The 277-nt window shown below is 45.8% G+C and carries 1 rRNA gene; it reads left to right on the forward strand.

The window, feature by feature from the left end:
• Positions 1 to 168 precede the first annotated feature (168 nt).
• A 16S ribosomal RNA gene (locus M3180_RS22500) occupies positions 169 to 277 on the forward strand; the annotation flags it as partial.

Here is a 277-nt window from a genome sequence, read left to right on the forward strand (position 1 = left end):
GAGAGATCGCGACAGACACACAAAAACAAAACGTTCGAGTCACACTCGCAAGATGAGATGAGAACGACATTGTTCCTTGAAAACTGAACAACGAGTAAGAACTGCCATCAACAATTCAACCCCGTTGGGTTGTTGATAAAAAGCGAAATAAATGAGCAATCAAACACTTTAATGGAGAGTTTGATCCTGGCTCAGGACGAACGCTGGCGGCGTGCCTAATACATGCAAGTCGAGCGGAGTTGATAGGAAGCTTGCTTCCTTGAGACTTAGCGGCGGA

This window comes from Paenibacillus camelliae, assembly GCF_023715345.1.
Classification (GTDB): domain Bacteria; phylum Bacillota; class Bacilli; order Paenibacillales; family Paenibacillaceae; genus Pristimantibacillus; species Pristimantibacillus camelliae.